The organism is Rhizobium sp. GCM10022189, from assembly GCF_042656325.1.
GTDB lineage: Bacteria > Pseudomonadota > Alphaproteobacteria > Rhizobiales > Rhizobiaceae > Rhizobium.
This window is the reverse complement of sequence record NZ_JBHSOR010000046.1, coordinates 529-1,428: the sequence shown is the minus strand read 5'-3', so window position 1 is coordinate 1,428 and position 900 is coordinate 529. Positions and strand designations below refer to the sequence as shown.

The 900-nt window shown below is 64.0% G+C and carries 2 protein-coding genes; both read left to right on the top strand.

Annotated elements, in window-relative coordinates; all coding sequences use genetic code 11:
- On the top strand, positions 1–319 hold a 319-nt coding region (locus ACFPWW_RS18165), incomplete at its 5' end, for a cytochrome c maturation protein CcmE (protein ID WP_377312815.1).
- Positions 316–900 (top strand): cytochrome c biogenesis protein CcsA (gene ccsA / locus ACFPWW_RS18160; RefSeq protein WP_377312814.1); only part of this gene is annotated, 585 nt, incomplete at its 3' end. The genes ACFPWW_RS18165 and ccsA, both read left to right, overlap by 4 nt.

The window sequence follows — 900 nt, the reverse complement described above, 5'->3', positions numbered from 1 at the left end:
CGTGACCGATCCGAGCGGTGAGATCGTCAACGTGCGCTACCAGGGCATCCTGCCCGACCTGTTCCGCGAGGGGCAGGGGGTGGTGACGGAAGGATCGTTCGAGGCCGGCAGCAATATCTTTACCGCCGATACCGTGCTGGCCAAGCATGACGAGACCTATATGCCCAAGGAAGTGGCCGACAAGCTGAAGGCCGAGGGCCTGTGGGAAGAGGGCAAGGGCGCCGCCCCGCAGGGCAAGGACGCCAAGGGCCAGGGGGCGAAGGGCCAGGAAGCGAAGGGTCAGCAAGCCGGCGGCCAGGAAGCGAAGGCGACGCCATGATTATCGAGATCGGCCATTACGCGCTGGTTCTGGCGCTTGCCACGGCAATCGTGCTGTCGCTGGTGCCGGCCATCGGCGCGCGCCGCGGCGATGTTGCGATGATGGACGTGGCCCCGCTCGGCTCCGTCCTGCTCTTTGCCCTCGTCGCCTTCTCCTTCGGCGTCTTGACCTATGCCCATGTCGTCTCCGACTTCTCGGTGAAGAACGTCTGGGAGAACTCGCATTCGCTGGTGCCGCTGATCTACAAATATTCCGGCGTCTGGGGCAATCACGAGGGCTCGATGATGCTCTGGCTCTTGATCCTGGCGCTGTTCAGCGCGCTGGTCGCGCTCTTCGGCCGCAACCTGCCCGATACGCTGAAGGCCAATGTTCTGTCCGTCCAGGCCTGGATCTCGGTCGCCTTCATCCTTTTCATCCTGCTGACCTCCAATCCGTTCCTGCGCCTCGATCCGGCGCCTGCCGAGGGCCGGGACCTGAACCCGGTGCTGCAGGATGTCGGCCTCGCCATCCATCCGCCGCTGCTCTATCTCGGTTATGTCGGCTTTTCGGTCTGTTTCTCCTTCGCCGTCGCCGCCCTTCTC